The sequence below is a fragment of the Rhizobium sp. CB3171 genome (assembly GCF_029714265.1).
Classification (GTDB): Bacteria; Pseudomonadota; Alphaproteobacteria; order Rhizobiales; family Rhizobiaceae; genus Rhizobium.
Window position 1 is genome coordinate 180,541 of record NZ_CP121653.1, and the last position, 24,392, is coordinate 204,932.

General features: G+C 58.7%; 24 protein-coding genes. 15 read left to right on the forward strand and 9 right to left on the reverse strand.

The genetic code is table 11. The features are described from left to right. The first annotated feature begins 11 nt into the window (after positions 1-11). The 5 genes from QA648_RS20090 (at position 12) to QA648_RS20110 (ending at position 6,483) form a co-directional block, all read left to right on the forward strand. Positions 12-1,742: a hydantoinase B/oxoprolinase family protein gene (locus QA648_RS20090; protein WP_260304657.1), complete on the forward strand. Its 1,731-nt coding sequence runs from the start codon at positions 12-14 to the stop codon at positions 1,740-1,742. Continuing rightward, positions 1,742-2,614 carry a sugar phosphate isomerase/epimerase family protein gene (locus QA648_RS20095; RefSeq protein ID WP_260304658.1) on the forward strand — a complete coding sequence of 291 codons (873 nt, stop codon included), beginning with the start codon at positions 1,742-1,744 and terminating at the stop codon, positions 2,612-2,614. Before QA648_RS20090 ends, QA648_RS20095 begins: the two co-directional genes overlap by 1 nt. Then, on the forward strand, positions 2,611-4,017 hold the full coding sequence (locus QA648_RS20100; protein ID WP_260304659.1) for a DUF4147 domain-containing protein: 1,407 nt from the start codon (positions 2,611-2,613) through the stop codon (positions 4,015-4,017). The genes QA648_RS20095 and QA648_RS20100 overlap by 4 nt, the downstream gene beginning before the upstream one ends. A gap of 1 nt (position 4,018) precedes the next feature. Further along, positions 4,019-5,293, forward strand: a complete 1,275-nt coding sequence (locus tag QA648_RS20105) for an enolase C-terminal domain-like protein (RefSeq protein ID WP_283053183.1) — start codon at positions 4,019-4,021, stop codon at positions 5,291-5,293. 68 nt (positions 5,294-5,361) lie between these two features. Then, positions 5,362-6,483, forward strand: coding sequence for a tyramine oxidase subunit B (locus QA648_RS20110; RefSeq protein ID WP_283053184.1), 1,122 nt, complete (start codon positions 5,362-5,364; stop codon positions 6,481-6,483). A gap of 93 nt (positions 6,484-6,576) precedes the next feature. Here QA648_RS20110 and QA648_RS20115 read toward each other — a convergent pair whose 3' ends face one another. Continuing rightward, entirely contained in the window at positions 6,577-7,815 is a 1,239-nt protein-coding gene (locus QA648_RS20115) for an FAD-dependent oxidoreductase (RefSeq protein ID WP_283053186.1), read from the reverse strand. Between the two features lie 13 nt (positions 7,816-7,828). Further along, the gene (locus tag QA648_RS20120) at positions 7,829-8,035 is read right to left on the reverse strand and encodes a tautomerase family protein (protein ID WP_104826094.1); all 207 of its coding nucleotides are present in this window, start codon (positions 8,033-8,035) and stop codon (positions 7,829-7,831) included. Positions 8,036-8,170: 135 nt separating this feature from the next. Between QA648_RS20120 and QA648_RS20125 the strand changes: the two genes are divergently transcribed. Then, complete coding sequence (locus tag QA648_RS20125; RefSeq protein WP_283053188.1) at positions 8,171-9,022, forward strand: shikimate dehydrogenase; 852 nt, start codon at positions 8,171-8,173, stop codon at positions 9,020-9,022. A gap of 20 nt (positions 9,023-9,042) precedes the next feature. Here the strand turns inward: QA648_RS20125 and QA648_RS20130 are convergent, their stop codons facing one another. Beyond that, positions 9,043-9,780 carry a GntR family transcriptional regulator gene (locus tag QA648_RS20130; protein WP_104826095.1) on the reverse strand — a complete coding sequence of 246 codons (738 nt, stop codon included), beginning with the start codon at positions 9,778-9,780 and terminating at the stop codon, positions 9,043-9,045. Between the two features lie 185 nt (positions 9,781-9,965). Then, positions 9,966-11,684, reverse strand: coding sequence for an aconitase X (locus QA648_RS20135; protein WP_283053190.1), 1,719 nt, complete (start codon positions 11,682-11,684; stop codon positions 9,966-9,968). A 274-nt stretch (positions 11,685-11,958) separates the two neighbouring features. On the opposite strand from QA648_RS20135, the gene dapA reads away from it, so the two are divergent. From dapA to QA648_RS20165, 6 genes are all read left to right on the forward strand, one after another. After that, positions 11,959-12,837: a 4-hydroxy-tetrahydrodipicolinate synthase gene (gene dapA, locus QA648_RS20140; protein ID WP_283053192.1), complete on the forward strand. Its 879-nt coding sequence runs from the start codon at positions 11,959-11,961 to the stop codon at positions 12,835-12,837. 63 nt (positions 12,838-12,900) lie between these two features. After that, entirely contained in the window at positions 12,901-13,935 is a 1,035-nt protein-coding gene (locus QA648_RS20145; RefSeq protein WP_283053193.1) for a proline racemase family protein, read from the forward strand. Between the two features lie 27 nt (positions 13,936-13,962). Further along, the gene (locus tag QA648_RS20150; RefSeq protein ID WP_260304667.1) at positions 13,963-15,210 is read left to right on the forward strand and encodes an FAD-binding oxidoreductase; all 1,248 of its coding nucleotides are present in this window, start codon (positions 13,963-13,965) and stop codon (positions 15,208-15,210) included. Positions 15,211-15,235: 25 nt separating this feature from the next. After that, positions 15,236-16,711 (forward strand): aldehyde dehydrogenase family protein, encoded by a 1,476-nt coding sequence (locus tag QA648_RS20155; protein ID WP_260304668.1) that lies wholly within the window; start codon positions 15,236-15,238, stop codon positions 16,709-16,711. Positions 16,712-16,730: 19 nt separating this feature from the next. Continuing rightward, on the forward strand, positions 16,731-17,489 hold the full coding sequence (locus QA648_RS20160) for an SDR family NAD(P)-dependent oxidoreductase (protein ID WP_283054329.1): 759 nt from the start codon (positions 16,731-16,733) through the stop codon (positions 17,487-17,489). Between the two features lie 11 nt (positions 17,490-17,500). Next, entirely contained in the window at positions 17,501-18,256 is a 756-nt protein-coding gene (locus tag QA648_RS20165) for an SDR family NAD(P)-dependent oxidoreductase (protein WP_283053197.1), read from the forward strand. 91 nt (positions 18,257-18,347) lie between these two features. On the opposite strand, the gene QA648_RS20170 is transcribed toward QA648_RS20165, so the two are convergent. Continuing rightward, positions 18,348-18,758: a hypothetical protein gene (locus QA648_RS20170; RefSeq protein ID WP_260304670.1), complete on the reverse strand. Its 411-nt coding sequence runs from the start codon at positions 18,756-18,758 to the stop codon at positions 18,348-18,350. 196 nt (positions 18,759-18,954) lie between these two features. Then, the gene (locus QA648_RS37035) at positions 18,955-19,497 is read right to left on the reverse strand and encodes an AraC family transcriptional regulator (protein ID WP_349254312.1); all 543 of its coding nucleotides are present in this window, start codon (positions 19,495-19,497) and stop codon (positions 18,955-18,957) included. A gap of 12 nt (positions 19,498-19,509) precedes the next feature. On the opposite strand from QA648_RS37035, the gene QA648_RS37040 reads away from it, so the two are divergent. Further along, positions 19,510-20,010, forward strand: a complete 501-nt coding sequence (locus QA648_RS37040; protein WP_349254313.1) for a hypothetical protein — start codon at positions 19,510-19,512, stop codon at positions 20,008-20,010. Between the two features lie 399 nt (positions 20,011-20,409). Here the strand turns inward: QA648_RS37040 and QA648_RS20180 are convergent, their stop codons facing one another. Continuing rightward, positions 20,410-20,838, reverse strand: coding sequence for a hypothetical protein (locus QA648_RS20180; protein ID WP_283053198.1), 429 nt, complete (start codon positions 20,836-20,838; stop codon positions 20,410-20,412). A gap of 87 nt (positions 20,839-20,925) precedes the next feature. Between QA648_RS20180 and QA648_RS20185 the strand changes: the two genes are divergently transcribed. After that, positions 20,926-21,225: a helix-turn-helix transcriptional regulator gene (locus QA648_RS20185; RefSeq protein WP_283053200.1), complete on the forward strand. Its 300-nt coding sequence runs from the start codon at positions 20,926-20,928 to the stop codon at positions 21,223-21,225. 183 nt (positions 21,226-21,408) lie between these two features. Here QA648_RS20185 and QA648_RS20190 read toward each other — a convergent pair whose 3' ends face one another. Further along, on the reverse strand, positions 21,409-22,281 hold the full coding sequence (locus QA648_RS20190) for a TIR domain-containing protein (protein ID WP_260304671.1): 873 nt from the start codon (positions 22,279-22,281) through the stop codon (positions 21,409-21,411). A gap of 330 nt (positions 22,282-22,611) precedes the next feature. On the opposite strand from QA648_RS20190, the gene QA648_RS20195 reads away from it, so the two are divergent. Next, complete coding sequence (locus QA648_RS20195) at positions 22,612-22,866, forward strand: DUF982 domain-containing protein (RefSeq protein WP_245464217.1); 255 nt, start codon at positions 22,612-22,614, stop codon at positions 22,864-22,866. Positions 22,867-23,083: 217 nt separating this feature from the next. On the opposite strand, the gene QA648_RS20200 is transcribed toward QA648_RS20195, so the two are convergent. Continuing rightward, a complete protein-coding gene (locus tag QA648_RS20200; RefSeq protein ID WP_260304673.1) occupies positions 23,084-24,373 on the reverse strand; it encodes a VWA domain-containing protein in 1,290 nt (429 codons plus the stop codon). Between the last annotated feature and the right edge of the window lie 19 nt (positions 24,374-24,392).

A 24,392-nucleotide genomic window follows, 5' to 3' on the forward strand; every position in this document is an offset into this window, starting at 1 on the left:
GGAACCGCTTCATGGCTCAGAAACACAACGATCCCATCACTTTTGCCGTCATCAAGAACGCGCTCGATACGATTGTCGACGACATGGCCTTTGCCGTGATGCGCACGGCACGCTCGCCGATCGTGCGCGACGTTCTCGATTATTCCGTCACGCTTTGCGACCGCCAAGGCCGCATCCTGTCGCAAGCCAAGACCGTTGCGCTTCACCTCGGTGCCGTGCCGGATGCCATGGCGGTTATCATGGCGCGCTACGCCGACGACATGGCGCCGGGGGATGTGATCATCTTCAACGATCCCTATGAAGGCGGAATGCATCTGCCTGACATCTTCATGATCAGGCCGATCTTTCACCGGGATACGCTGCGGGGCTTCTCGGTCGTGATCGCGCATCACTGCGATGTCGGCGGACGCGTGCCGGGATCCAATGCCGCCGACTCCACCGAGATCTTCCAGGAGGGGCTCCGGATTGCCCCCATGAAGCTCTACGATAGGGGCGTTCTCAACGATACGCTCATGCGTATCATCACCAAGAATGTGCGCCTGCCCGAGCTCGTTCTCGGCGACCTCGAAGCGCAATTTGCGACCTGCAACCTCGGTGAACGCGAGCTTCTGCGCCTGATCGAGCGTTACGGCGCCGACGAACTCGATGGTTATTTCGACGACCTGATCGATTATGGCGAGCAGCTTACAAGGGCGGCAATCCGGGCATGGCCGGATGGCGATTATTTCTTCGAAGACTTCATCGACGGTGACGGGTTCTCGACCGATGCTATCCCGATAAGGGTGAAGCTGACGGTGAGTGGTGATCATCTGAACGTTGATTTCGCCGGCTCCTCTCCCCAGGTCAAGGGGGCGATCAATTCGACGCTCTCCTTCGTCAAGTCGGCGACCTATCTTTCGGTCCGCTGCGCGCTCGACGAGGAAGTGCCCAACAATGCAGGCGTCTACCGTTGCATCACGATTTCGGCGCCGGAGGGATCCATTCTCAATCCCTTGATGCCGGCTGCGGTGGCGGCCCGTGCTCTCACGGGATATCGCGTCGTTGATACCGTCCTCGGTGCTCTCTCGCAAATCGCGCCGCGCAAGATCATGGCCGCCGGCGAAGGCGGCAACACGGTGCTGGCTTTCGGCGGCTGGGACAAGACGACGCGCGAACCCTTCGTTCTGGTCGACATGATCAACGGCGCCTGGGGCGGCCGTTGGAACAAGGATGGCGTCGAGGGCGTGACCAACCCCTCGCAGAACATGTCGAACCTGCCGGTCGAAACACTCGAAGTCCGCTATCCCATGATGATGGACGAATACAGCCTGCGCCCGAATTCCTGCGGAGCAGGAGAATATCGCGGCGGTCTCGGTCTTATTCGGCAATATCGCCTTCTTGCCGAGGAAGCGGTCCTGCAGATCCGCGCCGACCGCCACGATCATCCGCCCTATGGCCTGTTCGGCGGCAAGCCGGCGGCGCCATGTGTCAATATTCTCGACCCCGAGGGCGAGAATACCAGGCTGCCGGCAAAGATCACCCGGACGATCGGGCGCAACGTGGTGGTTCGGCACGAACAGGCCGGTGGTGGCGGCTATGGTAATCCACTTAAGCGATCGCTCGATCTCATCCGCGACGACCTCTGGAATGGGAAGATTACCCCCGCTTTCGCAGCGGAGCATCACGGCGTCGTTTTCGCCGCTGACGGTATCACCATCGACATAACGGCGACGCAGGTGCGCCGAGCCGGGGAGGCTGCGTGATGACGCAATACGATCTTACCCGCTTCGCCATCAATCAGATCACCACACCGAAATGGTCGATGCCTCAGGCGATCGAGGGCTATTCCCGCCATGGCGTAAGCGGAATTGCGGTCTGGCGCAATTTTCTGGATGACTATGGCGTCGAGGCGACCGTCAAACATCTCCGCGACGCGGGGATGTGGGTTGCGTCGCTATGCACCAGCGCCTGGGTCAACGAAAGTGACCCGGCCCTCTACAGGAAGACGATCGAGGAAAACCGCCGTATCATCGACCAGGCGGCCGCTATTGGCGCGCCCTGTGTCGTCATGGTCATGGGCGGTCTTCCCAAGGGCGACAAGGATCTTGGCGCGCAGCGCCGCCGCATCCACGATGCACTTGCCGAGCTGGCGCCCTATGCTGCGTCCTCGGGCGTTAAGCTCGGACTTGAGCCGTTGCATCCGATGTATTGCGGCGACCGCAGCGCCATGAATCTCATCACCGATGTGAATGACATGATCGACGAGTTCGGCACCGATGCCACCAGCCTCGTCGCGGATGTCTATCACTGCTGGTGGGATCCGGCATTCGAACGCGAACTGCGGCGCGCCGGGAAAGACCGGATCAACACGTTCCATCTCTGCGATTGGCTGGTGCCGACGAGAAATCTGCGCGACCGCGGCATGGTCGGCGATGGCGTCATCGACATCCCGCGCATCCGCGGCTGGCTCGATGACATCGGCTATGAGGGACCCTTCGAGCTGGAGATCTTCTCCGAACTCGACTGGTGGCAGCGCGACCCGGACGAGACCGTTCGGATCGCGGTCGAGCGTTGCGGTCCGTTTGTGGGGCCGCTCGTCCGCAATGGCTCAATCAAGTCGGGTTCCGCACAATGAAGAAAATACGCAATTCAGAGGAAATCCTGTCGCAAGGCGACATAGCCTCCAGACGAGTCGTGATCGAGATAGCCGACCGCACGCTTGACAGGCTGGACAGCTATCGGCGGATCAGAAGCATCATGCGCATGGAAGGCAGCGTCCTTCACATCGGCACCCGGTCATGGGACTTGTCCCGGAAGCGCAACGTCTACCTCTTCGGTGCCGGCAAGGCCTGCAATCATATGGCGATGGCGGTCGATCATGTGCTGGGCGATTACCTGACGTGCGGCATCGCCATCGTGAAGATCCATGAGGAAACGGATCGGTTCAACAAAACCGAGGTGTTTGTCGGCGGCCATCCTCTGCCGAATGAAGAGGGACACCGGGCATCGAGGAAGATTATCGAGATCGTCGATCAGGCCGGCCCCGACGATCTCTTCATCGCTGTGATCAGCGGTGGCAGCTCGGCGCTCATGTCTTGCCCGATCGAGGGCATCTCCCTGCAGGACGAGATCGATACCACCGACGTTCTTCTGAAATCCGGCGCGGGAATTTACGAAATCAATGCGGTGCGTCGTCATATCTCGGCGCTGAACGGTGGAATGCTGGCAAAGCGCATTCAGGATGTCGGCGCCGAACTCATCGGTTTCGGCATTAGCGATGCCGTCGGTTCCCCGGCCACGGGCGATATTGCCGTTCCCTATGCCGCCTACAAGAGTACGCCGATCGGCCCCGATGCGACGACCCTGGACGATGCGCGCGCCACCATTGTCAACTTCGATGTGGCGGATCGCCTGCCCAAAAGCGTTGTCGATTACTTGATGAATGCAGGCCCCGAAAAGGAAACGCCCAAAGCATTCCCCGACAACACCTACTTCCTGCTCAACACGCTGCCGGATTCCTGCATCTACGCCAAGGAAGTCTGCGAAGAGATGGGCATTCCGGCGATCATCGTATCGTCCTTCCTCGAAGGCGAAAGTCGCGATGCCGGCACCTTCTTTGCCTCGATGGCGCGCGAGATCCAGACCTATGGCAATCCGGTCAAGGCGCCCTGCGTGCTTCTCAGTTCGGGCGAAGTGACGACGCAGATTCTGGATAATAGCGTGATCAGGGGGCACGGCGGCCCCGGCCAGGAAATGGCTGTGAGTTTTGCCATTACCGCTGCCAAGACCAAAGGCGCCTGCCTGCTGTCGATTGACAGCGAAGGCACCGACGGCACCGCCAAAGTCGCCGGCGGTATCACCGATTCCACCAGCTTCCGGAGCGCGGCAGACAAGGGGATCAGCCTCTATCAAGCGCTGCGCGAGCACAGTTGCTTCGAGGCGCTCAACGCCGTCGGCTCGACTGTCTTTACCGGCAATACGGGCACCAATCTGTGCGACCTGAATATCGTCTACGTTCCTGAGCTGAAGGGTGCGTAAGATGGAAGACAGGATCGCATCCATCCGGGCACAGCAGATCATCGACTGCAAATGCCGCCCTGCCGTGGAGGTGGAGATACGCACCGAAAGCGGGGCGATCGGCCGGGGCGCCGCGCCGACCGGTACTTCCGTGGGCATGTATGAAGCATTTGTCCTGCGCGACGGCGACTCCAGGACCTACAAGGGACTGAGCGTCCATAAGGCGGTCGACAATGCGGTGAACCTCATCGGTCCCGCGCTGATCGGAATGAACGTATTCGACCAGCGCGCCATCGATGAGAAGATGATCGCGCTCGATGGTACTCCAGACAAGAGGAATCTCGGCGGCAATACCATTTACTCGGTGTCCATCGCCGCTTTCCGTGCGGCGGCGGATGCGCGCCGGATACCGCTTTACGACCACATTGCAGGCAGCGGGATCAAGACCGTGCCTGTGCCCTGTTTCAACGTGATCAATGGCGGGCGATACGATGGGTTCACTCAGGCGTTCAACGAATTCCTGATCGTCCCCTATGGCACTGACAGCGTCGACTATTCGATCGAAATGGCAGTGAGCGTTTTCGAGAAGCTTGCCGACATATTGAAGGATCATCTGGGGCATAAGCCGCAGGTAGCGAGCTCCTACGGCTATGCGGCACCCTCGGACGACCCTGAGGTGGTGCTCGGGCTTATGCAGAAGGCCATCGACCAATGCGGACTGGCCGGCCGGATCGCCTTCGCGCTCGATTGTGCCTCAAGCGAGATGTTCGACCGGGAAACCGGCACTTACCTCCTGAAAGGCAAGCGGGTTTCATCGGACGATCTGATTGCCTATGCGAAGTCGCTGACCGAGAAATTCAACCTGGTTTTCATCGAGGACCTGCTCGATGAAAATGATTGGGCGGGCTACAGCAAGGCTGTTCGGGCATTGGACCGCACCATCGTCCTGGGTGATGACCTGACGGTGACCAACCTGGCGCTGCTTCGACGGGCTCATGAGACGCGGGCCGTGGACGGTTTTGTCCTCAAGCCAAATCAGGTCGGCACGGTCACGGAAGCAATGGATGCCTACCGCTTCGCCGAGGAGCACGGGATGATCGCCGTGCCGTCCGGACGCTCCGGCGGAGTGGTCGATGATGTCGTGATGGATTTCTCGGTCGGCCTGCAAGTCCCATTCCAGAAGAACGGTGCGCCCCGCTCGGGCGAGCGCATTGAAAAGCTGAACTTCCTGATGCGCGCAAATGCGAGAAGCCCCGGCTGCCGCCTCTACGACATATCGCCACTTCTCAAATTCTGACGCGGCGTTCGCGCCCGCGGCAGCAAACTGCATGAAATGCTCAACGCCTCTCAGAAAAGGTTGCCCCAATGTATCCTAAGATCGACTTTCTCTATCTTTCAGAACCGGACATGATCGCCGCCGGCGTGCTTGATGCCGAACGTTGCGTGACCGTCTGTGAAGAGACCTTCAGCCTGCTTGGCGAGGGTGACTATTTGATGGGCGGCGCCAATCACAACAATCACGGCATGAACATCGTTTTCCCGAAGGAGACGAAGTTTCCGAATATGCCGGTCGCAGGGCCGGACCGCCGTTTCGCCGCGATGCCCGGCTACCTCGGTGGACGCTTCGATGTATGCGGCAACAAATGGTATGGCTCCAACCACGCCAATGCCGAAAAGGGATTGCCGCGTTCCATTCTGACGATGATGATCAATGATAAGGATACCGGCGCGCCGCTGGCGCTGATGTCGGCGAATCTTCTGAGCGCGTCGCGTACGGGCGCCGTGCCTGGCGTGGCGGCGAAGCACCTTGCCAATCCGGATGCGAAGATCGTGTCGGTCGTCGGCTGTGGTCCGATCAACAAGGCTTGTTTCACGGCGATCATGACTCAGCTCAAGGCGGTCGAGAAGGTTGTCTGCTTCGACCTCTTCCTCGACAAGGCAAACGAGTTTGCCCGCTGGGCCGAAGGAAAATACGGCGTCACAGCCGTTGGCGTGGACGAAACCGAGGCCGGTTTTCGCGACGCCGATGTGATCACCGTCGCCGCCTCGCGCCTGAAGCCGCTTCATTTCAAGGACGAATGGATCAAGGACGGCGCAACCATTCTCGTGTCAGGCCCGGTCAATACCGACGAATCCTTCCTTACCGGATGCAAGATCGTCTACGACCATACGCCTTTGCAGGAGGCCTATGTCGAGGATGCAATCGCGTCGGGCAATAAGGATGCCTATTACAGCGGCGTCATCGGCGGCCCGTTTTATCGGCTGATCGATGCCGGCAAACTGCCTCCGCTGAAAGAGTCGACCGGCCTTGGCGATGTCGTCAACGGCAAGAAGCCGGGTCGCGAGAGCGCGACCGAGCGGGTGATTTTCATCGCCTGCGGTATGGCGGTTTTCGACATTAGCTGGGGCTTCGAAATGTATCAGAGCGCCAAGGAAAAAGGCATCGGCCAATCGCTCAATCTCTGGGACAAACCAAGCCTGTCTTGATGAAGACGCGCCGGCCGCGACAGACCGTCGTGGCCGGCTTTTCAGGCATGCATCATGTCTGATCGAGTTCCTGTGAGATTGTTGCGCTCGGCGTCAGAAGCGGGTGGAACGATAGGGGGACAGATCCAACCCCGGAGTTCGGCCGGCGATGAGATCGGATACGATCCTGCCGGTCGTTGCGCCAAGGGTCATTCCCACCTGTCCGTGGCCGAATGCCAGAACGACGTTGTCATGGTTTGGCGCGCGGTCGATAACGGGCAGAGTGTCGGGCATGAAGGGTCTTGGCCCCATCCATTGTTGTCCACCCGAGATATCGAGCCCCGGTAAAATACCGACAGCCTTGCGCGCAATGATGTTGGCGCGCTCGAAGTTCGGACGCGGGTCGAGGCCGGCAACCTCTATGGTTCCTCCAATTCGCAAACCGCTTTCCATCGGCGTCAGCACGAAGCCGCCATTGGCGTAAAGCACAGCGCGGTTAAGCTTTACCCTCGGTTTCGGCAGGTGATGGTGATATCCCTGAAGCGCCGCAATCGGTACCTTGATGCCCAGATTGCGCGCGAGCTTGCCGCTCCAGGCGCCGGCACAGATTGCCAGACGGCGAACCTGCAGCCTTTCTCCACCTGCGAGATGAACCGCCACCGCCTTTTTGCCATCCGTTTCGATGCGCTCGACGGAGGCAGTACGAAGCTTTCCGCCACGCGAGACGTAGAACTTGGTAAGCCGCTGTTGCACAAGCCCTGGATCGGAGAACTGCAACCACCCTTCCAGCAGCACCCCGCATGAAATCGGGCCGTCGAGAGCCGGTTCGAGTGATCGCAATTCCTCACCTGTGAGGAACCTGTGATTGAAGCCATGCTGCCGACGAAGGTCCCACGAAAACTGATCGGCTTCGTAATCGGCCTTGGAGTTGAAGGCCATGATGTTCTCTGCCGGCACAAGATTGTCGGATATGCCGACTTGCGCAAACAATGCCTTATAGTCGTCCTCGGCCCGGTGCGTCAGAGGCGCCATAGCTTTGGCAATCTCAAGAACGCGCTTTCGCCGTCCGGACCAAAGGAAACGCAGCAGCCAGGGCATCTGCGTAATCATCTCCTTTGGGCGCACGAACAGCGGGCTTTCCGGATCGAGCAGCCATTTCGGTATTTTGGTGATGACCCCGGGCTTGGAAATGGGAACCACCTCTCCCACGGCAAGAAGGCCGCAATTGCCGTAGCTTGCGCCTTCGGTTGCAATTCCACGATCGACGAGTTCGACCGAAAAACCCTCATTTTGCAAAGCAATGGCCGTACATACGCCTATGATACCACCGCCAATGATCGTCACATCGCTCACGGGCTATGCCTCTTCAACTTGCTTTGGAGGCTGCCGCATGGGGAGTTGATATGACGCCGCCGACCGCCCAGTTGCCTCTTTCGACTTCACTGAAAACGATCTGGACGTCCTTGATCCCGCAGCCCGCGATCCGGGCGAGTTCCTTCGTGAAGACCTCGGCAATTTCATTCTTTTGCTGCTGGCTACGGCCACTTAACATTTCAACTCTGACGACGGGCATGGGGATCTCCGGTTTTGCTCAAGCAGTCGGACGGCTCTCATCACACCGCTTCCGCCGCCGCTGGCACTTGTCCAGGACCGCGCTTGACTGCTGAAAAAGATATTGCATATCTAATGTCGACATTCCATAGGCAATATGCAAGGATTTGAAAATTGCGCGTCACACAGGATGCTCAAATCTGCAGAAAGGCTTGCACGCATGATTTCCGGAAAGACGAAGATTTTCTACATGCTGGCGGATCCGATCGGGCACGTCAGGACGCCCGAGGTGATCAATCCGGTCTTTGCTTCACGGGGCATCGATGCTGTGATGGTGCCAATTCACTATACGCCGGAGGATTTCGTGCTCGGCTGGTCGGCGATGAAGCGGACAAAGAATCTGGGCGGAATCGTCGTCAGCGTACCGCTAAAAGAGCAGGCGCTTGAGCTTGCTGACGAAGCCGATGATGTTGCCAGCGAGCTGGGGGCCGCCAACGTGATCAGGAGAACCGACGACGGCCGGATGATCGCGACAAATTTGGATGGGCGAGGCTTCCTTCGCGGCGTGCTGAATGAAGGGGTTGATGCCCGCGATCGAAGAGTATTGTTGGTCGGGGCCGGTGGTGCCGGGAAAGCGATTGCATTCAGTCTGGCAAAAACCGGTTGCCGTTCCCTTCGGGTAAGCGACGTCGATGGCGCGCGCGCTCAGGCGCTGGTCCACGAGATCAGCAGGCGTTATCCCGATTTCGATGTCACCGCCTCGGGCAACCGTCTCGCTGATATCGATTTGCTGATCAACGCCACGCCATGCGGCCTATATCCGGACAAGGACCCGTTGCCGGTCGACGTCTCGGAACTGCGGCCGGACATCATGGTCGCCGACATCATTATGAAGCCGCGCGAAACGCCGCTGCTGAAAGCCGCCCAAGCGGCCGGTTGCGAAATCCGCTATGGCGCAGGCATGCTCGACTCGCAGATTGACCTAATGGTCAGCTATTTTGGATATTAGAAACGCATCGGAGCGGCGGTCTATTTCCCATAATCGAGTGAGAGCTTGGCCGTCAGATTCTGGTTCAGGAACTCCATGAACCGGCCTCTGAACTGAACAGCATGCAAATGCGCCTGATGTTCCGCGGCGTCGGCATTTTGTTCCTCGATGGCGGCAACCATTGCCGTATGGCCTTCCGCCAGCTCTTCGACGGAGAGGTTCGGATCCAGCGATTGATATTTGAAATGAAAGAACAAGAGGCGTCGCCCCTCCTGCAGGAGGCGGCGATATGAATCGGCGAAGTAGGAGTTTCTGCAGGCGTAGGCAATGGACATATGAAATTCGAAGTTCTTCTCGATCATTCCGATGCAATCACCGGAGATCAACGCCTTCTGAGCCTCGACCTCGTAGTTTTTCTGGGCGGCACGGATCTTTGTGAAGTCCGCACTCGTGCGATGTAGTGCAGCAAGGCGCGTTACCACGCGCTGCAAAAGATCCAGGGCATCCAGGAATTCCGGCATTTTGTCGAATTCCATCGGCGTTACGATCGTGCTGCGGTTCGGCAGAATTTGAACCAGTCCTTCGCCTGAAAGCCGGACCAGGGCTTCCCGAATGGGCGATCTCGACAGGTCAAAGCGCTCGCTGAGACTTATTTCATCCAGAGGAGCGCCAGGAGCGATATGAACGCGCAGGATATCATCGCGGAGCTTTTGGTAGACACGAGAGCTGCCCGTCTCCTTGGGCGTTTCGGCTTTTTGATCGGTGCGCTGTTCTCGCATCCTGTACTCCTAAATCGCTGCCTCGCGTTTCGCGGTGGTCACCTGTTGTCAATGACCTGACTCTGCGCCGCACGCAACGTTTTTTGCCTGCCGAAGCAGGCTGAGTTATTTGTCGACATTAAAACTACAATTCTTGCGGTCAACAAGTTTCGGCATTGGAACAGGAAATCAAGCGGAGACTTTTGTCAGACGGACAGCCAAGCGGGAAGGGCGAGATCGACATAACCCTTGCATGCGGCATCCACACACCGCTCCAAGCTTCCGAAATAGAAGCCCTTGTTGACCGCGGCGGGGCCGTAGTGGGCATATTTTCCTGAGTTCGTCAGGATATTTCTGACTTCACGCGCCACAACAGGTTCGCCGATCAGACACCAGCAGGTATCGTTCATGAACTTGCCGCCGAAGTCGGAGATTGTCTTCACATAACCTGCAGCCTTTGCCTTTTCGAACACGTCGCGTCCGCAGGTGATGATGAGACTGACGCCGTCAGCCTTTTTTCTGCCGGCGCAAAGTTTGGAAAGTCGCTCGCATTCCGTCAGCGAAAAGTGGGGATTGCCGAGGGAAACGAGGTCCACGTCTGGTGTGACGGCGTTGTTCAACTCGTGCCAGGTTTCCGTCAATTCCTCGACACTGACGACATGGCTTCTGCAATCGGAAGCTCCCGTTGCTTCCCCGACAGTCCCGGCTTCCGGAGTAATGCTTACGATATGGAACATCGCCGCTGCGGAGGTGGTCGCAAAAGCCGCGCCGAACGCCTTGAGGTCATCGCGCGAAATCGCCAGGTCTTCCAGTCCGCAAATCACGGGTATGTCGTTCGTGGCAATCTTTCCGATATGGTATCCCAGCGCGGGGTAATAGGAATCGTCCGGTTCCAGCGGCCGTGGGACATCGATCCTGAGCGTCGCTAGGCGGTGGGATCCGACATGGCAGTCGGCGTTCGGCGCGCGTCCCGTGATGGCGACCAGAATGTCGAGGTAGTCGGGATATTTCATCGTCCGCGCGCCCAGGACGGAATTTGCGAAGACGACCGCGTTTGACTCCGCCCACGCGATCTGCTGGCCGAATACCGGCGCGCCGTCGAGGAGATAGGGAGCGCAGGTGTAGGTCGGCTTGACGCCCATCTTCACATAGGTTTCCGCCAGCTCGTCGGATGGGAGGCCCATTTTGTCGCCGACTCCGAGGTGTTTCCATTGTCGGCGGTCGACGCAAAGGGCGTTCATGGACGAAGGCACCCTGACATGACCTCCCAGCTCGAGGAGCCTTTTGGCGAATTCCAACCCTGCCGGGCCGTGATAGAAACATCCGTCGATATGCGCCATGTCGATATCGATGAGGCTGTTGGCACCTTCGAGCTGGGCGGTGCGTATGATGATCCGCATCGCGACCTTTCCAGCCTCCCCATACGCCCCGGCGAGGAAACGGCGATCGTTTTCCGTGAGATCGAAGCCATCTAGGTCGAGGTGTGGCAAGTCATCCCCGCCGGACACCGAAGACGGAGGAGTGTCGAGGATCTCGACTGAACCGTCCCGCACGACCGCGTAGGAGGCGCTTGCCAGCGACGCGAAATCCTCGGGTTTGAGGCACACCACCGGAATCCCCTTGTCGAAAAGCTCCTTGGCTATGATGACGCCAAGGGTGAGGATCGTCTCCCTGTGCTGGAAAACGAGGGCTTTCGGGGCGTGCCCGTTCATCAGGAGTTCGAATATCGCAAGGCTCCCGGCGCATGATCCCCGCCCGCTGGGAATGGCCAGTACCTTTCCGCATACGCTTTTGCCATTAAGGGGATGATGGGTGTCGATGACCTCTCCCGTTTTCGGGTTCACCCCTCCCATGAAGCTAAGGCCGATATTCGCGAACAGAACCTCGCCAGCTTGCGCCCCCGGCACGAGACATTCTCCCAACATCCTGCACCTTCCTTCCCTGTTTTCTCGGCCGGACGCTTCTTGTCGTAGTCCATCACCGCAGACGCGTTGGATAGCGTTCGGCATGCTAATTTTTATGCTTGACTTTGTCGACATCAAGACGACATAAATATTCAGTCGACATCGAGACGACAGAATTCAGCCGCCCGCTGGTCCGTAAGATCCGATGTCTTCGGCCGCTTCCTGTCGAGTACGACACCGCGCCGGGAGCGCGTACTAGTCGCACGTGCCCAATTATTGAAACCGGAGACACCCAATGAAACTTTCAGGCGTCATGCCCGCTCTCGTCACGCCGTTCGACAAGAACAACAGGATCGACTTCAAGGCCTTCGAGAAGCTTCTCGCCCATTTGCGCGAAGCGGGGGTAACCGGTTGGGTTCCGAATGGCTCGACCGGGGAATATTTCAGCCAGTCCAACGAAGAGCGGCGCGATGTTCTGAAGTTCGTCCGCGATTTCGCCAAGCCAGGTGAAATCCTGATTGCCGGGACCAATGCGCCTGCCACCCGCGAGGTGATCGAGCAGACGGCGATGGCCAAGGATATCGGCTACGACACTGTCCTGCTCGCACCGCCCTTCTACACCCGCCCGACCCAGGAAGAGCTCATCAAGCATTACGAAACGGTGCTCGATGCGGTCGATGTCAATCTGGTCCTCTACAGCTATCCGGCAAAGGACGGTTCCGACATCAGCTTCGAACTGATGGACCATTTTGCTGACAATCCGCGCGTCATTGGCATCAAGGAAAGCTCCGGCGTGTTGCAGCGCGCCGTCGACATCGCCAGCCGCTACGAGGGCAAGATCCAGCTCGTCAGCGGCTCGGACGACATTGCACTCGACTTTATGTTCTGGGGCGCCGAATCCTGGATTTGCGGCCCGTCCAACTGCATGGCCAAGGCATGCTGTGATCTCGACCGCACCTATAAGGCGGGAGCCCTCGGCAAGGCCCGCGAGATGATGAAGACGCTCTACCGCGCCATGAACATCCTCGAGTCAGGCAAGTTCGTGCAGAAGATCAAATATGGCTGCGAATTGCAGGGCATGCCCGTCGGCGAATGCCGCGCGCCGCTCGGCCCGCTCACCGATGCCGAGAAGGCGGAATTCAAGGCGGCGATGGAACCGATCCTGAATTGGTAACCGACGTTGCGGAGTGGCGTGCTGCCGCTCCGCGATTTCATTGGTATTCGGGGGAGATTTGAGATGCGCTTCAAGAAAGTCCTGTCCGTGGTCGATTGCCATGCCGAGGGCGAAAGCGGCAAGGTCATCGTCGGTGGAGTCGGCCAGGTGCCGGGCAAGACGATGTTCGACAAGAAGCTCCATCTCGAAGCTCAGATGGACGACATCCGCAAGATGGTCCTGTTCGAACCGCGCGGCGCCGTCTGGCACAACGCCAACATCGTCCTGCAGTCGAACCATCCGGATGCGGATATGGGCTACGTCATCCTCGAGACGACCGAGTACCCTGCCATGTCCGGATCGAATACGATGTGCGTGGCGACGGTTCTTCTGGAAACGGGGATCCTGCCGATGCAGGAACCCGTCACCAATCTGACACTGGAGTCGCCGGCAGGCCTGATCCGCGTTCGGTGCGAATGCTCGGACGGCAAGGTGACAAGCGTCCGCCTCGTGAACCAGCCGGCGTTCTGCTACCACATCGACCGTTACATCGAGGTCGCCGGGCTTGGTAGCGTGCGCGTCGACATCGTCTATGGCGGGATGACCTACACCATGGTCGATGCCGCCGATCTCGGCTTTGCGATTGATCCATCCGAAGCGCGCGATCTCTGCGAAGTTGGCCAGAAGCTGAAGTTCGCGGCCGCCGAACAGCTCGCCGTCGAGCATCCCGAAAACCCCGCCATTCCGGGGATCACCAATACCGAATTCATGGGGCCATTGCGGCGCGAGAACGGGCAACTCGTCTCAAGAAATTGCGTCGTCGTTTCGCCGGGCCGCTGCGACCGCTCGCCCTGCGGCACGGGCTCGTCGGCAAGGCTCGCATTGCTGCATGCCAAGGGTCTTATGAAGGAGGGAGAAACCCTCATCCATGAATCGATCACGGGCAGCAGGTTTACCTGCACCATTGATGGGCTGGCGAAGGTCGGCCGCTACGATGCCGTCGTTCCCGCCATCGCAGGACAGGCTTGGATCACCGGCTTCTACCAGATGGGCATGGATCCGACGGACCCCTATCAGCAGGGTTTCACGGTGGCCGACACCTGGATGACCACCGTCTGAGAAAGCCTCCCGGAGAGAGTTGAGAATATGAAGTCGGAACGGAACCTTGTGGTGGTCGGAGCGGGTATCATCGGCGTTGCCATCGCCTATGAGCTTCAGCGCCGCGGCAAGTCAGTGATCATTGTCGACCGGGACGAGCCGGGCCGGGGTGCTTCGTTCGGCAACATGGCCTCCATCGCCGTCACCGAGTTCATGCCCGCGTCGCGCCCCGCCATCTGGAAACAGATGCCGAAATGGTTACTCGATCCGGAAGGGCCGGTGAGGGTACGGCCGTCCTACATGCCGAAACTCACGCCTTGGTTCGCGCGCTTCCTGGCCGCCAGCAGGCAATCCAAGCTGAGGCAGCTCGAAGGGCAGGGAGCCGCACTATGCAAGCGTGTCTACGAGGATTTGCTTCCGCTCCTTCGAGACACGGGCCTGTCTGACATGCTGACGGAGGAAGGGTGCCTCGCGCTCTACGCCAACGATGCCGAACTTGCCGCCGACCGCGACCATATCGAAATCCTCGAACGCTTCGGCTTTGCGCACAGGCATCTCGGACGAGATGATATCCACGCACTGGAGCCGGAGATCAGTGACCGGATTGCCAGGGCGGTCCTGTTCCCTGACAACCGTTCCATTCGCGATCCTTACAAGCTGGTGGTCGGCATATTCGACAAGTTCAAGGAACTTGGCGGGAAATTCATCAAGGGCGATGTCGCTGGATTCGACCGTTCGGCTTCGGGTGTGGATGCCGTCAGGCTCGGAGATGGCCGTGCCATCGGCACGGACCAGCTCGCGCTCTGCGCCGGAGCCTTCACGGCGCGCATATCGAAACAGTTCGGAGAGCCGATCCCGCTTGAGACCGAGCGCGGATACCATACGCAAATCATGTCCCCCGGACTTGGTCTTCGTCATTCGATCATCTGGCCTGCAAAAGCCTTCATGGTGACCCCGACCGCCGGTGGCCTGCGTGTCGGCGGGACCGTCGAGATGGCAGGGCTGGATGCTTTGCCGGACTACCAGCGTGCCAAAGTACTGGTTAAGCGCGCTCGCGAAGCTCTCCCCGGCCTGAAAGTGGAAGGCACCAGTGAGTGGATGGGACACCGACCCGCACTGCCCGACACGGTTCCGATCATTGGTCGCTCTGCCAAGATCACCAACCTCCTCTACGCCACCGGCCACGGGCATCTTGGCTTGACCTATGCGGCGACCACGGCCCGCATCATCGGCGATCTTGCCACGGGCGCGCCGCCGCCGCTCGACATCAGGCCTTATCGCGTCGACCGCTTCTGACACGTTCAACACGGGAGAAACACCAATGCGCACGGAACTCTATATCGACGGGCAATGGACGCGCCCCCTCAAAGGCGGCACCTTCCCGATCGTCAATCCCGCGACCGAAGAGGTCGTTCATCATGGCCCGCTGGGCACGGCGGAAGATGTCGAGCTTGCCGTCCGGGCGGCGCGGCACGCATTCGATCAGGGTCCCTGGCCAAAGATGCCCGGCACCGAACGGGCAAAATACCTTCGGGCGATCGGCGCCGGTATCCGCGATCGGTTGCAGGAACTGGCACGGCTGGAAACCATAGACAACGGCAAGCCTTTGCCGGAAGCCGAGTGGGACATCGCCGATGCTGCCGGTTGCTTTGATTTCTATGCCGACCTCGCAGAGGGTCTCGACAAAAAGCCGGAGGAAGCAATCACGCTCGCCGACGGCCGTTTCGTCTCCAAGGCGGTCAAGGAGCCCGTCGGCGTCGCCGCCGCCATCATTCCCTGGAACTTCCCATTGCTGATGGCCGCCTGGAAGGTCGCGCCGGCGCTGGCTGCGGGCTGCACCATGGTCCTCAAGCCTGCCGAACTGACCTCGCTGACGGCGCTCGAACTCGGCGCGATCGCACAAGCTGCCGACCTGCCGCCGGGCGTCCTCAACATCGTGACGGGTGCAGGCTCGGTGGCCGGCCAGGCGATGGTCGACCACCCCGATGTCGACAAGCTCGCCTTCACCGGTTCGGGGCCTGTCGGCTCACGGATCATGCAGGCGGCGGCGCGCGACATCAAGCGCGTCAGCCTTGAGCTTGGCGGCAAGTCGCCCTTCATCGTCTTTGATGATTCCGACATCGACGCGGCGGTCGAATGGGTCATGTTCGGCATCTTCTGGAATCAGGGCGAGGTCTGCTCGGCGACGTCGCGTGTGCTCGTCCAGGAAGGCATCTATGACCGGTTCATGGACCGCCTTGTCGAGGAGACGAAGAAGATCAAGATCGGCGATGGCCAGGAACCGGGCGTGCTGCTCGGGCCGATGGTGTCGGAGAAGCAGATGAACCAGGTGCTGGCCGCAATCGAGAACGCTCGTACTGATGGTGCGAAGGTCACGGTTGGCGGCGGGCGTCCCGCGGGTTTCAACAAGGGATACTATGTCGAGCCGACCGTCCTCACCGACGTGCCTCTCGACAGCGATGCCTGGAAGGAGGAAATCTTCGGCCCGGTCGTCTGCGTAAGACCGTTCAAGTCGGAAGATGAAGCCGTGGCGCTTGCCAATGACAGCAGGTTTGGTCTCGCCGCTGCCGTCATGTCGAAGGACGACGCCCGCGCCGACCGCGTTGCGGCGGCCCTGCGTGCCGGCATTGTCTGGATCAATTGCTCGCAACCGACGTTCACCGAGGCGCCATGGGGCGGCTACAAACAGTCGGGCATTGGCCGCGAGCTGGGTCGCTGGGGCCTCGAAAACTATCTCGAAACCAAGCAGATCACCCGTTTCGTCAGCGAAGAGCCATGGGGCTGGTACATCAAGTGAATTGGGAGAAGGAATGGTTATGGACAATCCGCTAGCTCGCATGAATGTCCTGGTCACCGGAGCATCCGGCGGCTTGGGCCAAGCCATCGTCGAACGCTTGGCGGCTGAAGGCGCGACGCCGATCATCCATTTCGCTCGGAATGAGGCAGCCGCGCAGGCGCTGCTCGAAAGGATCAGTGGCAAAGGACACGTGGTTCAGGGAGATCTCTCCTCGCGAGAAGGTCCGGAAGAACTATGGAGCAAGGCAGTGCATGCCGCGCGACGTATTCATGCCGTGGTGAATGCCGCGGGCATCCGCACGGAGGTCGCCCTGACCGACAGACTGGAGACTTGGCATTCCGCCTGGCAAGGCGAATTCCAGGTCAACCTGTTCGCTGCTGCCGACCTCAGCCGCAACGCCATATTGCATTTCAAGCAAAATGGCGGCGGACGGATCATCAATATCGCCAGCCGCGCGGGTCAGCGCGGCTATTCGGCCGACGCGATGGCCTATGGCGCATCGAAGGCGGCGCTGATCAATCTCACCAAGTCCATCGCGCGGAGTTTCGGCGGGGACGGCGTGACGGCCATCGCGATAGCTCCCGGCTGGATACGGACCGACATGGCCGAGGACTTCATCGCCAAGAACGGCGAGGCGGCCGCCGTCGCCGACATTCCCATCGGCGCTATGGCGTTGCCGGAGGAAGTCGCGGAACTGACCGCCTTTGTTCTCCGGCCGTCCCAGCGCTCACTCAACGGCGCAACGCTCGACGTCAATGGCGGCAGCTACATTCGATAGGGGGATAGAAAATGCAGCGATTTGAAAACAAGGTTGCGATCGTAACGGGTGCAGGTGGAGGCATCGGCTCGGCGATCGCCAAGCGGCTGGCAAGCGAGGGCGCCTATGTCGTGGTCACCGACATGAACGGTGATGCCGCCAGCACTGTCGTCGCGGAAATTGAGGCAGCCCATGGAGAGGCGGTAGCCATCGTGGCGGACATCGCCAACGGCGAGTCCTGCCGCGAACTCATCGCGGAGGTTATCGGTAGGAAGGGGCATATCGACATTCTTTGCAACAATGCCGGGATCAACCGCCGCGGCAATCTGCTTTCCGTTACGGAGGAGGATTGGCGGCTGAGCTTCGCGGTGAACATCGATTCCATGTTCCATCTCTGCAAAGCCGTGATCCCGCACATGATCGAGGCGGGTGGTGGGGCAATCGTCAACACGGCCTCGCAATGGGGTCTCCATCCCGCGCCGAATCACATTGCCTATAACGTTACCAAAGCCGCTGTTGCCTCCTTCACCCAGAATCTCGCACGCGACTACGCGCCCCACAAAATCCGGGTCAACGCCGTCTGCCCGGGTGAAATTCACACCCCGATGCTGGAGGCTGGCGTCATTCGGTCAGGCCGCACCATCGCCGATCTGGACAGGCTGGTTCCCTTCGGCCGGATCGGCAGGCCGGAAGAAGTGGCGGCGCTCGTCGCCTTCCTCGCCTCGAAAGAAGCGGAGTTTATGTGCGGCTCATTGGTGGAGATAACAGGCGCACAGGCGGTTGCGTAAGCTTCTACTGAGGCGATGGCGGCCCGTTCAGAAGGGCCGCCGGAGATGTACGCCGGCTGTTCCTGGAACGATGACCGTCGAGAAAAGGCGCTCAATCGGCCACAGAGTTGACGACGCGGCAGAGGTTGTCGCTCATGCTGGGGGCAACCTGTCCTTGCGGCACCATGAAAAGAGCGTCGACGCGGCTGCCCTTGCCGCTCTTCCTGACGACGACTCGCAAAGTCTGCGGACGTCCGGATCCGGTCGTTTCCTGTTGGGCCGTCAGCGTGCCGAGTTGTTTCTCGGCATTCACATCGACAAAGCCTTCCGCCAGGACCGCTCGGGATACTTTGTCAAAGGCAACAGTGGGGTTGACCGATGGGAATTCCATCCAGGTCTTGTAGGTCACAGCGGTTACGAGAGGAACGCCGCTGCTTTGATAATGCTGCGAGCATGGACTGGCATGGGCGGAGCTGAGGGAGATAGTGGCAAAGGCGAAAGCGTACAGAATTGTCTTATGCAAAGCGAAACGTCCTCTGTTGATAATCCGACGCGGCCTGGCCGTCGTTTGTGGCATGCTGTCCAGCAATGATGGGACCTCTATTGGAGTCGGGATATTCGCATAACGTGGCGCCGTGGCCGATTACAGTGGATTTCCGAAATCTAAACGCAAGTGCACTTGTTATGGACGATCCTGCACCGCATGCGATCGGCTATTTTCAATTGCCCGGCACACCGAACGGCAATGTCCAACCCGAAGGCCGATTGACATGGTCTTGACGATGGGGAGCGGCGTGTTTCAGTACGGCGCCGGCGCGAATGTTCTCCAGCGTCTCGCCGGGGGTGTGGCCGAATTCGGTCTTGAACAGACGATAGAAGTATTTCTCGTTCGAGAAGCCGTGCCTCCAGGCGATCTCGGCGATATGCGGCTGCGGCCGGCTGGGGTCTGCCAGCACTTGGTGGGCGCGACGCAGCCTGCGGCGCTGTATTTGCCGCATGACACCGCCGCTGCCTTCGAACAATTGGTAGAGTTTTGCCCGCGACAGGCCGACCTCCCGGCAGATCCGATCGGGCGTCAGATCGACATCCAGCAAATGCGTATCGATGTAGCGCAGGATCCGCTCACGCAGCGCATTTCGGATCGGACCGTTCGCCTCAACCAAGGCATCCGGTGTCGGGGAGACTGCGGCGGTCAGAAGCTGCAGGGTCGATTGAACGACATAGGGAATCTCATGCTCGGTAAGGCTTGCAAGGTTTCGCAACAGCGAAAGCAGATGGTCGCCAAGAAGACGGCTTACGCCACCCTGCAGCGTCTGCCCGTGCAAAAGCGCGGTCCGGTGCGGCAGCAAATCTCTCGGCACCACCAAAGAGATCACGTCGCCCGCCTCAACCAGGCCTTCGTTCACCTGAGCGGCGTCAAGGACGAACAGATCCCCCGCCGCTTTTATGGGCTGAGCCGTGATCCATCGACACAAAAGTCGACCACTCACCATCAAGGTGAACCGAAAAAAATCCTGACCGTCGGTCCGTATGTGCCGCCCGGTTCGATTGATTTCATAAGCCGAAGACCGGGTCTGGTCGAGCCACCGTCTCCCGGACAAGATAAGAGGATCGAGAGCAGCGCCGGTTGCTTCGGCGTTGAACGCAACGGAATCATCGCTCCGCAAGATGCAATCGCAGTGATTGTCTCTGACCCAAGCGTGAAACCGATCTTTTTCAGGAAAGTCGAGCGTCGAGAAACTGAACATCAGCGTGGAATATGTCTGCGCCATTGAACTATGCATTGACCTTTAAGCGAGACATAGAGCAACCGCAAAATGTGGCAATAGGTCATAAACTAAACGTTATGCGTGCCTATGCGAGGCCGTCATTACAAAACCCTATTGCCCCAAACATCGTCGACATTGAAAAGCCTGTTTGATGTCAAATCAATTTTTCGTTAGACGCAGATGGGGGCCTAACCGCGACAAAATCAGAGAATTGGGTAGGGCAAGTTGACCGAAATTTTGACGCTTAAACTCGAGGCGACGTCACTCACAACGAGTGAAGTCTCCGAATGGCTTACTGGCGAAAAGCAGGACAATTTCTATCGGCCTCTCAGTACCGACAGCCGCGGTCTTTTCTCATTCGGTGTTCATGGCGCTGGCGAGATGGTGGGCTGGGTGGGGGCAAGCTCAACGGACCGCGCCTTTTCCGTCACGATCGAGAATGATGACTTCATGTTTTTCCTCGAGCATGGAACCTGCTACGATTTGGCAACAGGCGGCATAAGGCATGCTATCACGCCCTGCACGGGACTGCTGACGACGGCCGACCGCTATTCCGCGGTGAATATTCACGCAGGCTCCGTTGCCGAAGGATTCTGCGTCCCGAGGAGCGCGGTACACGCGGCCCTGACCAGCACCTTCGAACGTCTGCCGCCTGTCGATTTCGAATTCGTTCCCCTGCAGGACCTGACGGCGGGACCGGCGGCGCATCTTTTCAAGCTCATGCGGTTCTTCCGAGATGAGATTTGCGCCGATCAAAATCTCGAGATTTCTCCCATTGCCCTGACCAGCTTCCAAGAGATGTTCTGTCTGCTGATGGTGCAGAATCTGCCCCATACGCTTTCGGACACCGGATCGCGGGTGCAGACAATAGCCCCTCGCCAGCTTCGAAGAGCGCTGGAGTTTGCGAGAGCACATATCGCAATGCCGATCACGATCACGGATATGGCAGCGGCAGCGGGTGTCAGCGTGCGGGCGTTGCAGATCAATTTTCGACGATTTTTGAATGTCACCCCAATGGCTTACCTAAGGCAGCTCCGTCTTGATGGCGCACGCCAAGATTTGTTGACGGCGACGCCGTCTGCGACGGTCAGTGAAATCGCGCGCCGCTGGGGGTTTATACATCAGGGCCGCTTCTCTCAGGAATACCGTGCTGCTTTTGGCGTCCTGCCGAAATACGATCTCGGACGCAGTTATGAGAAGAATCGGCGTGCGGCGTCATAAAGCACACGTCGATACCCGTTCCATATCGGCGCGTGTTCGCGGCTCCTCATGATGGACAAATCGAGGGCGGCGGATCTGCCGGCTAGAGCAATTCCGGGAAAAGTGTGCAGCGGTTTTCCGTCAGGAATGCGTAAGAACAAAGAGATAGAGCGGGAAAGCTACTCCGTGAAACGCTGAACCGCTCTAGAGAAACTGAACTCTCTGGGCAATTGCATCCGCTATTTCGCTCGGGCTGAATTCCCACGCATCCAGGTACCCGTCAGTTCCAAGATCGCTCTCCGCGTCGCCATGGTCGAGGCGAACATACATAACGCGGTCATGCGCTCTTTGAGCAGCAATTTGCTGAATAGTGTTCCATTCGATACCGCACCAAGTCTTGGACTGATGGTCGGAGCCGATGAATATGACGATCAGCTTGGAACGGTTCTGGTAGATGTCCCGCAGCAGAAGGTCTGTTGTCGGCCTCGCCAGTTGTCCCTGGTAATTGTAGTCATAAAAGTAAGAGTGGGGGCCGATGTTCTTTTCAAGCTGAGTTGCAACTTTTGCAACCAGGCCCGTTGCTTCAGCGGGAAACGACAAACCGACATCGAAGCGATGCGAGTTTATGTTTATCGCGCGCCCCACGGGGTTCGTCCAGGAGGGTAGGGTAATTCCCAGCCGCTGCAGTTCCTTGGGTAAATTCGTATCCTTAACCGCCCAATGCGTGCGGTTCATTTCCCAATCGCCAAGGTCGAGGATAAAATGCTTATCCGTCATGTCCTGCCAGCTCAGAAACTTTGGAAGAGGTTGGATCTCATAGTCGATGTGAACCAGCTTCTGGCGAATGGCAATGTCTCGGATAATGCCAAAATGTGGAGCGCGCTCACGGAAAGTTTCGTGAGCAAATATGGTCGGCAGCCTCATGAGCTGTAGCTGCGACGCCTCTGTCGTTACGTCAAATCTATCGGCTATCGCTTTTTCTGTGTACTCAAAGATGCTGATGCATCTGCTTAAATCGATTTCAAATGGCGTTCCGTCCCACGGTTCTTCTCTGCTGGAGACGATCAGATTATACATGCCGCCCTCCCTCAATTTAGCGATCCCGCTACTCCATAATAAATAAACCTCTAGGGTCTGAAAGTCACCAACTACCAAAGCTTGAGGTTGAGACCGCGCAGTTTTTCTGTCGTGCGGGAGTGAGGATTGGAACGCACGATCATGCTTCACAACTGCATAGCGATTTTTTCAGTCCCACCAGCCTCGCTGGTCCTCGCACCGGCTGCAGACACTCTGGTCGTCATTGCGTGATCGGCCAGGGCAAGAAAAAGCGGGTCATCGTCGGTGTTTGCTTGCGAGCGTGGAACAATTGTCTTCTGGCGCAGTTCGGGGACCCGGGGATTGAAGAAGATGAAGCGCCAGTGGTGGGATGATCCAGTAAAGGTCGGAACCTCCGTTCCGGGCAGGTATCTCATTATCAACAGCACCGAAAGTGCAGCTCAGTACATGTTCGAAGAGTGGCCCGGCGACCGCAGCACGATGGCTTTTCAGGCGACGGTCCAAGCCCTCTTCGATGCCCATGACGGAAAGCTGCCGATTGGTGCTGCGCGCGCCGCCTTCACGACGGCAGTCGAAAACGCCGGACTACGCTTTGCTGCTGAATGATTGGGCTTTGCTGCTGAATGATTGGTCAAAATCTGAGAAGAGCACCAAAAAAAGCCGTTAGCAGGGACAGGGCTCTGCCAACGGCAATAGGAAATGACACCACCTTGGGCACGGTAGTGGCCAGGCGTGTCCCTGGCGGCTGACCGAACTCGCTAGTCTGAGTATTGTTCCCGCCGCGGATCGCGATTTTATAAATCGGAAAAAATCGCGCGAAACCTCAGCTCGTCAGGCGAGGGCTTCTGATGATTTTCAGGAAGAGCGCGTTCATTGCGTCGGCGATGCCCTGCGTCGGATTGACTTCGAAATAGAGACCCGGCGAAGCGCAACTTTGCAGGCGCGTCGGGATTTGCGATTGAAACGGGGCGATCCAGGTATTGTACCAATTGTTTGCCGGCAGCGGCAGATAGGTCGTGTATAGAATGGCAATCTTGACGTTCTGATCCTTCAGCGGCTGACAGAAGGAGGTGTCGATCGGTTCCTGGCACCGGTTGCCGGTCAAGGGCTTCGTGCAGGTGTATGGTTTTTGGCTGTCACCAACCCCGTCCGTTACGAAGAAGAGAACCTTTTCGCGATCGGTGCTGCTTGTGCCGCCGCCGCCCGTGCCCATATTGCTCTTCATCTGGGTGAGCGCGTTGTCGAAGCTGGTCGTCTGATCGTTGTTATAGCCTTGATAGGGAATGGTCATGAGATCGACATTGTCGGTATAGCTTTTGACCTGCGCCATGTCGGACGACAGGCCGGACACTGTCGTTAGCTGTGCTTTCTCTGCCTGTGTGCCGAACGTATAGACTGCCATCCTGTATTGATCGGGCGTCGAGCGGCTGGTGGTCGCCGTCTCCGTCAGCTTCTGCGTTGCCTGGCGCACCACGTCGATGCGCATGCTCACCCCAAGCTTCTTCGCCAGATTGTAGTAGTTGTTCGTCGTATCCATGTTGTGGCAGGCAAAGGCGCACTTGTCGCTGGTATTCTTTTGCATCGTCGCGACGTCGGTCGGGGTCGCTCCCACGCCCATGGACGGGGTATTGTCGAGCAGCATGTAAAAATCGATGAAGGTGGCGGTCTGGTATTGCGCGGTGGCTGCCCCGGCGATCGGAATGGTCGTGTCGCCAAGGATCTGCAGAAACGACGTTGGAACAGTCGCATGGAACGTGACGTTTGACGTTACGATATTGGCTGCCTTCGTTACGGAGACGTCGACATCCACCGGAACACCCTTCCAATCGCTCGCGAGCTGGCCGAAGAAGAGCTTGCGTGCGTCGTCCTGCCCGATTGTCACGACGCCGTCTCCAGACATGGCCATGGCCGCCGCTACGCCGCTTGAGGATTCCGCGATCGCTCCGAGCGCCGCCGCATCGGCAGCCGCATAGAGCTGGCTGCGCAAGCTGAGCGCGTTCGAGATATCGACCGCCAAGCCCGCCGCACCGATCAAAGGTACGGCGAGGAGTGCTGTTATCGTGCCGAAATTGCCGGATTTGCTCCGCGCGAAGCGAAGGAGTGTATGAAGCATCTAATAACTACCCCAGGCT